Origin of the sequence: uncultured Bradyrhizobium sp. (genome assembly GCF_964252615.1) — a bacterium.
In the GTDB taxonomy this organism is placed as follows: Bacteria; Pseudomonadota; Alphaproteobacteria; order Rhizobiales; family Xanthobacteraceae; genus Bradyrhizobium.
This window is the reverse complement of record NZ_CAXUNQ010000088.1, coordinates 1-7,571: the sequence shown is the minus strand read 5'-3', so window position 1 is coordinate 7,571 and position 7,571 is coordinate 1. Positions and strand designations below refer to the sequence as shown.

Here is a 7,571-nt window from a genome sequence, read left to right as displayed (position 1 = left end):
GAGCGCGATATCGCAACACGCCGCTACCCACACTGCGTCAACCGCGGGCTTGACCTGCGTATCCATCACTGTTCGCAAAAGGCTTTTGCGAAGCGGGATGGATTGCCGGGTCAAGCCCCGGCAATGACGATGAGAGGTGTGCATCCAGTAGGGCTCGTCCCGCCATCGACGTCTTTGCAACCCGCAAGAAGCAAGACGTGGATGCCCAAGCGCGGCATGACGTGGGTCAGGTTTGGATCTTCTTGCGGATCGCGGCCAGTTCGGCTTCATCCCAGATACCGATCAGGATGCCGTTTTTTAGCTGAATCTGCCGGTCGGCATAGTTCGCGATCTTCTCATTGCTGGTGGTGACATGACCCTTCGGATGCAGCGCCCAGTCGAACAGCGCCGCCTGCAGCCGCGCGATCTCGCCCGCACAGACGGGGTCGGCGCCGCGGTCGATGAATTCCTGCGGGTCGCTCTGCAGGTCGTAAAGCATGGGGCGGAAACCGGAGGCGTGGATGTATTTCCAGCGGCCGTCGAACACCATGAACAGCCGGCATTGCGAAATCGGCTGGTTCAGCGTCAGCCGCACGTCCTGCATGGAATAATCGTACTCCGAGAATACCACCTTGCGCCAATCGGGAGGCGTTTCGCCGCGCAGCAGCGGCAGCAGCGAACGTCCTTCGAGAATATGGTCCGGCGGCTCGCCGCCGAAGACTTCGATGAAGGTCGGCGCAAGATCGATGGCCTCGACCAGCGCAGTGCAGACGGTGCCTCTGGTAGCGTCGGCCGCGTTGGACGGGTCGACCACGATCAGTGGAATCTTGGCGGATTGGTCGTGGAACAGGTCCTTTTCGCCCATCCAGTGATCGCCGAGGTAATCGCCGTGGTCCGACGTGAACACGATCATCGTGCTGTCGAGCAGGCCGCGCCCCTCGAGGAACTGCATCAGCACGCCGATCTGGTCATCGATCTGCCTGATCAGCCCCATATAGGCGGGAATGACCTTTTCGCGCGCCTCGTTCCGCGCCATGTTCTTCGAGTAGCGCATGTCCATGTAGGCGGCGAACACCGGATGCGCGTCGTCCTTTTCCTGCTCGGAGCGGATCGCGGGCTGCACGTCCTTTGCGCCGTACATGCTGGCGTAGGGCTCGGGCGCGATATAGGGCCAGTGCGGCTTGATATAAGACAGATGCAGGCACCACGGCCGTCCATCCTGCTCGGCCCCGGCGATGAAATCCATCGCACGGCGGGTCATGTAGGGCGTCTCGGAATGTTCTTTCGGAATGCGCGCGGCCTTGTCGGCGTGGACCAGCAGCCAGCCGTTCTGCAGCGCGCCGTCCGCCGCCGCACCGGAATTGGCCCAGTGCTCCCACGGATTGACGGCGTCGTAGCCGCGTTCGCGCAGGTAAGCATCGTATTTCGGCCGCGGCCGTCCGGTAGGATGCAGGCCGTCATCGCGCTCATAAGGCTCGAAGCCGCATTGCGCCACGTGTACGCCGACGATCGATTCCGGCGTCATTCCGAGGCGCTTCATGCCCTCGAGGTCCGGCGCCATATGGGTTTTCCCGACCAGCACGTTGCGCACGCCGATAGCCGCGAGGTGGTCGCCGAGCGTCGGCTCGCCGACGCGCAGCGGCCAGCCGTTCCAGTGCGAGCCGTGCGAGCGCATGTAGCGGCCGGTATAGGAACACATCCGCGAGGGGCCGCAGATCGGCGATTGCACATAGGCGTTCGAGAAGCGCACGCCGCGTTGCGCCATGGCGTCGATGTTCGGTGTTTTTAAAGTCGGGTGTCCCGCGCATCCGAGATAATCATGGCGAAGCTGGTCGCACATGATCCAGATGACGTTGTTCGGGCGCGGCATGAGGGCACTTCGGTAAGATCGACGGGCGATGCTGCGATATCGAAGCGCCGATGACAAGCATGCAGGACGGATTAGCGAAGCGTAATCCGCCCTACGCTAGCTCGTCTGCGGCGTCCACGGCTCGGCCTGCGCCGCGCTTTTGGCCTTCACCGACACCGGAGCTTCGCCGATCACCTCGGCCAGCGCGCGCAACGCGTCTTTCACGCCGTCGCCGGTCACGCCCGAAATCAGCAGCGGGGTCTTCCTGGCAGCGCGCTTCAGCCGGTCTTTTTGCTTTTTCAGTTCGTCGGCGGAAACCGCGTCGATCTTGTTGAGCGCGACGATCTCGATCTTGTCGGCGAGATTTCCCTCATAGGCGTCCAGCTCCGTCCGCACCGTCTTGTAGGCCCGGCCTGCGTGCTCGCAGGTGGCGTCCACCAGATGCAGCAACACGCGGCAGCGCTCGACATGGCCGAGGAAACGGTCGCCGAGGCCGGCGCCTTCATGCGCGCCTTCGATCAGGCCGGGGATATCCGCCAGCACGAATTCGCGGCCGTCCGAATTCACCACGCCGAGCTGCGGATGCAGCGTGGTGAACGGATAGTCGGCAATCTTCGGTTTCGCCGCGCTGACCACCGAGAGGAAGGTCGACTTGCCGGCATTGGGCAGGCCCACAAGTCCTGCGTCGGCGATCAGCTTCAGCCGCAGCCAGATCCAGCGCTCTTCGCCCTCCTGTCCGGGATTGGCATTGCGCGGCGCGCGGTTAGTGGAGGACTTGAAATGCGCGTTGCCGAAGCCGCCATTGCCGCCTTCTGCCAGCACGAAGCGTTCGCCCAGCGTGGTAAAGTCGTGGATCAGGGTCTCGCGATCCTCGTCGAAAATCTGGGTGCCCACCGGCACCTTGAGCACGATCGATTTGCCGTTTGCGCCATGGCGGTCCTTGCCCATGCCATTGGTGCCTTTCGGCGCCTTGAAATGTTGCTGGTAGCGATAATCGATCAGCGTATTCAGTCCGTCGGCAACTTCCACAATGACATCGCCGCCGCGGCCGCCATTGCCGCCGGAGGGGCCGCCGAATTCGATGTACTTCTCGCGCCGGAACGCCACGCAGCCGTTGCCGCCGTCGCCGGAGCGGATATAGACCTTGGCTTCATCGAGGAATTTCATGCGGTATAGGTAGTGCAGGGGTGCGGGCGGGGCAACCTGTTACATCTGCTCGTCATGCCCGGCCTTGTGCCGGGCATCCACGTCTTTAATACAGCGCGGCACCAAAGGCGTGGTTGGCCGGACAGGCCCGGCATGACGAAGGAACACATGTCCTTTCTCTCCAAAATCTCGATCCATTCGGACGAACGCTCCGCCCGCCTCGCCGGCATCGCCCTGATGCTCGCCGGCGTGTGCATGTTTGCGTCCGGCGATGCGCTGGGCAAGGTGCTGGTCGCGAACTATCCGGTCAACGAATTGCTGCTGCTGCGCGCCGCAGTCCCGCTGGCGATGCTGCTGACCCTGATCTGGCGGCAGCGTGCGACGCTGCCGCGGCTGGAGCGGCCGTGGCTGCAGCTGCTGCGCGCGGTGCTGTCGACCGCGGAGGTTGCGGCCTTTTTCATCGCGGTGGTGTATCTGCCGCTGGCCGATGTCATCACCTATTATCTGGCGTGTCCGATCTTCGTCACCGCGTTGTCGGCCGTCTTCCTGCGCGAGCATGTCGGCTGGCGGCGCTGGAGCGCGGTCATGGTCGGATTCTGCGGCGTCCTGATCGCGCTGCAGCCGTCGGCGCAAACCGTCACATGGCCGGCATTGATCGCGCTCGGCGGCAGCCTGTCGTTCGCGGTATTGATGATCGTCACCCGTTCGCTGCGAACCACGCCGGATATCGTGCTCGCCGCAACGCAATTCGCCGGCACCTTCAGCGTCGGCCTGGTGCTGGCGCCGTTCGCGTGGCGGCTGCCGGGTCTGGCAGATCTCGGCCTGTTCGTGCTGGCCGGATGCATCTCGATCATGGCGCTGCTCTGCACCAACCGCTCGCTGAAACTGGCGCCGGCGAGCGTGGTGGTGCCGTATCAGTATTCGATGATCGTGTGGGCGGTGATGTTCGGCTACACCGTATTCGGCGACGTGCCGTCGACGGCGACGATGCTCGGTGCGGCGATCATCATCTGCGCCGGGCTGTACATTTTCATTCGCGAACAGCGATTAGGACGTGAGACGGCTGTGAGTCCGCCGGTGTGAGAGCGTCGGGTGGGCAAAGGCGCTTTTGCGCCGTGCCCACCCTTGATGCGTCCCGCATTGTGCCTGCGGCTTGGCGGACACGCTGCGCGTTGCCCACCCTACGAAATCACTGCGGGGCAGCGCGAAAGACGCTGCATCGGGTCCGATGTCACCGTTCCCTTTTCGTCGAAGCCCCCCAGTTCTTCAGCGAAGCCCATACGCTGCGGCTCAGCTTGAAGCAGTCGACCGGCGTGGACGATCCGATCGCCTCGAAGCGGTGCAGTTCGACGCCGGTCCACTGGAAGCCGCACTTCTCCAGGATGTTGCGCGAGGAGGGATTGGTCACCCGGGCGCCGGCGCAGAGGTGCTCGACCTCGAATTCCTCGAAAGTGAAGTCGATCACCGCGCGCGCGGCCTCGGTGCCCAGACCTCTGCCCCACGACGCCACGCCAAGCCAGTAGCCGAGTTCGGGTGCATCGGGCTCGCGCCAGTCGATTCCGACCATGCCGGCCGGCATGGCGTCGCACTCGATCAGGAAAACCGTGTTGCGAGGCTCAGTCGCCAGCGAGCGCACGAACTCCACCGCGTGATCCTCGGAATAGGGATGCGGCAGCCGGCGGGTGTTGACGGCAATGCGGCGGTCGTTGGCCAGACGGGCAATGGATTTAACGTCCGCGAGGGTCGGCCGGCGCAGCAGCAGCCGTTCGGTCTCCAGGACGAAGGGTCTCGTCTCGTGCAATGTGGACGTCGGTGTCGGGATGTCCTGCAGCATGTCGGGCTCCTCGCGTGATGCTTTTCTTAAATTGACGCGTGAAAAAGGGGAGGCCGGTTTCCCGCCTCCCCTCTGGAGCCCTTTTTGGACCCCGCCGGTTCAACAGGACCGGCGGACTCCATTTAGTCCACCGTTACTCGGCCGCCGCCTCGGTCATCGGAAGTACCGACACGAAGGTGCGGCCGTTGGCTTTAGAACGAAACTCGACATGACCCTCGACCTTGGCGAACAGGGTATGGTCGGTGCCCATGCCGACATTAAGGCCGGGATGCCACGTGGTGCCGCGCTGGCGCGCGATGATGTTGCCCGGAATCACGTACTCGCCGCCGTAAGCCTTGATCCCAAGCCGCTTGCCCGCCGAATCACGCCCGTTACGCGATGAACCGCCTGCTTTTTTGTGAGCCATGGCCCGTCTCCAACTTCGATACGTTCTTAGATCAATTCCTTGACGGAATCATCTCACTTTTTATCACGCTTATTTTTTGTCGCTCTTCTTCGCCGCAGCTTTCTTGGCCGCCGGCTTGGCGCGCGGCTTTGCCGCAGCCCTGGCGGCCGGTTTCTTTGCGGCCGCCTTCTTCTTTGCAGATGCCGGCGCGTCGTTGTCGCCGTCGACCGGCGCGCTCACCACCGGCTTTTCCCTTTTCGGACGCGGACCGATGGTCGGCTTGTTGTCGTTGGTCAGGATCTCGGTGATGCGCAATACCGTAATCTCGTCGCGATAGCCGCGTTTGCGGCGCGAATTCTTGCGGCGGCGCTTCTTGAACGAGATGATTTTGGGGCCGCGCTTGTGCTGCAGCACTTCGGCCGCGACCGAGGCGCCCGGCACCGTGGGCACCCCGAGCACCGGCGATTCACCGCCGACCAGCAACACTTCGCCAAGCTGCACGATCGTCCCGACGTCGCCGGCGATCTTGCCTATCTCGAGCACATCATCCGGAACGACACGGTATTGCCGGCCGCCGGTTTTGATGACTGCGAACATCGTTTCATTCCTTCGTGTTCGATCCCGGCCTCGGATGGCTCCGGGCCGGCTTTTTGGTCAGTCGTAATGGGTTCAATTTCTGCGGCGGCCCGGTGGGACACGCAAAAACAAACAGCGCGAGAAAAATCCCGCGCCGGGTGCGGGGACTTATAGCCGGTGGAAGCCGAGAGTCAAGGTAAAGAGCGTTGAAAGCCGGCCAAAATGCCGGATTTGGAGCATTTCGCCGCGGCGGATCGCTTGCAGGACATGCGGCGTCCGGCCATGAAACCAACGGGTTCCCGGGCCGTTGTCCTGCCGCACTCCAGCGGGCAAGGGTAAAAATGGCTGACGAACTCGTAACCACCACCGGCATCGCCCGGCATGGCGCCACGCGCCTGCCGTCGGTCGATGTCGACAGCTTCAATATCGAACTGAAAGACGACGACGGCTTTCTCGGCGATCGCGCCAGCAAGGGCGCATTCCGCCGGATCCTGGACGGCTTGCGCAAGCCGTTGCGCAACAATGGCGACGATCCGTTCGGCAAGAAAGCCTCGCGAGACCTCGCCAAGAGCGCGCTGGATGAGGCGCTGGCGGGGAACGACATCGCCGCCGCGGCGGTGGTGCATGGCGCGATCGAGGAATTCGCCCAGGAACTGGCCTACGTCACACGACGCTTTCTCAAGAGCAAGGCATGGACCGACACCGAGCGTATCGTCGTCGGCGGCGGTTTCCGCCAAAGCCGGGTCGGGGAGATCGCGATCGCGCGCACCGACCTCATCCTGAAATCCGAAGGCTTCAAGGTTGATCTAGTGCCGATCCGCTTCGATCCCGACGATGCCGGACTGGTCGGCTGCCTGCATCTGGCGCCGTCGTGGATTTTCGAGGCCCATGACAGCATTCTGGCGGTCGACATCGGCGGCACCAACATCCGCTGCGGCGTGGTGGAGACGCGCTGGAAGAAGGCCAAGGACCTGTCGAAGGCGGCGGTGTGGAAGTCCGAATTATGGCGTCATGCCGACGACGAGCCGACGCGGGAAGGCGCGGTGAAGCGTCTCGTCAAGATGCTGAAGGACCTGATCACCGCGGCCGACGCCGAAGGATTGAAACTTGCGCCCTTCATCGGGATTTCCTGCCCTGGCGTGATCGACGCCGATGGCTCGATCGAAAAGGGCGCGCAAAACCTGCCGGGCAACTGGGAGAGCAGCAAATTCAACCTGCCGGCCAGCCTGGTCGAGGCGATTCCGGAGATCGGCAATCACGATACCGCGGTGCTGATGCACAATGACGGCGTGGCGCAAGGCCTTTCCGAAGTGCCGTTCATGCAAGACGTCGATCGCTGGGGCGTGCTGACGATCGGCACCGGGTTGGGTAACGCGCGCTTCACCAACCGCAAGAAGGAAAAGAACGGCAAAAGCGAGAAGAAGGGCAAGGAGTAGGGAGCGCGCAGCATGCTTCCGGTTTTCGCAAGGATGATGTCAGGCGGCACGGCGCAAGCATCCGGCGCAAGGCCGCAGCGGCGTCGGGGCGGATCCCAGCCATCGATTGGCGCCCGGTCGGGCGCATCCATCCTTCGTCGCCGCGGTCCTTGAAGGACGGACGGGCGGGGACAGGCCCGGCCGTGACGAATCCGCGTCCAGTTTCCTCGCCCCCGCGCCTTGTCTGACTCGCCATCCTCGCCTAGAACTTCGCCCGACCGACGGCAGCACGCCCGTCCATGGCGCCTGGAGAGGTGGCAGAGTGGTCGAATGCACCGCACTCGAAATGCGGCATAGGTGCAAGCCTATCGGGGGTTCGAATCCCTC

Annotated in this window: 7 protein-coding genes; 2 read left to right on the top strand and 5 right to left on the bottom strand. The window is 63.3% G+C overall.

Annotation, left to right across the window (positions count from 1 at the left end; translation table 11 throughout):
- Positions 1–226 precede the first annotated feature (226 nt).
- Both ACFE72_RS23790 and obgE read right to left on the bottom strand, forming a co-directional pair.
- Positions 227–1,849, bottom strand: a complete 1,623-nt coding sequence (locus ACFE72_RS23790; RefSeq protein ID WP_375415588.1) for an alkaline phosphatase family protein — start codon at positions 1,847–1,849, stop codon at positions 227–229.
- Between the two features lie 96 nt (positions 1,850–1,945).
- A complete protein-coding gene (gene obgE / locus ACFE72_RS23785) occupies positions 1,946–2,995 on the bottom strand; it encodes a GTPase ObgE (RefSeq protein WP_375415587.1) in 1,050 nt (349 codons plus the stop codon).
- Positions 2,996–3,142: 147 nt separating this feature from the next.
- On the opposite strand from obgE, the gene ACFE72_RS23780 reads away from it, so the two are divergent.
- Positions 3,143–4,057 (top strand): DMT family transporter, encoded by a 915-nt coding sequence (locus ACFE72_RS23780; protein WP_375415589.1) that lies wholly within the window; start codon positions 3,143–3,145, stop codon positions 4,055–4,057.
- A 148-nt stretch (positions 4,058–4,205) separates the two neighbouring features.
- Here ACFE72_RS23780 and ACFE72_RS23775 read toward each other — a convergent pair whose 3' ends face one another.
- The 3 genes from ACFE72_RS23775 to rplU form a co-directional block, all read right to left on the bottom strand.
- Positions 4,206–4,808, bottom strand: coding sequence for a GNAT family N-acetyltransferase (locus ACFE72_RS23775; protein WP_375415586.1), 603 nt, complete (start codon positions 4,806–4,808; stop codon positions 4,206–4,208).
- 133 nt (positions 4,809–4,941) lie between these two features.
- Entirely contained in the window at positions 4,942–5,214 is a 273-nt protein-coding gene (gene rpmA, locus ACFE72_RS23770) for a 50S ribosomal protein L27 (protein ID WP_375415585.1), read from the bottom strand.
- A gap of 69 nt (positions 5,215–5,283) precedes the next feature.
- Entirely contained in the window at positions 5,284–5,790 is a 507-nt protein-coding gene (rplU, locus tag ACFE72_RS23765; protein ID WP_375415584.1) for a 50S ribosomal protein L21, read from the bottom strand.
- Between the two features lie 320 nt (positions 5,791–6,110).
- Here rplU and ACFE72_RS23760 point away from each other — a divergent pair, with 320 nt between their 5' ends.
- Entirely contained in the window at positions 6,111–7,205 is a 1,095-nt protein-coding gene (locus ACFE72_RS23760; RefSeq protein WP_375415583.1) for an ROK family protein, read from the top strand.
- Positions 7,206–7,571 lie beyond the last annotated feature (366 nt).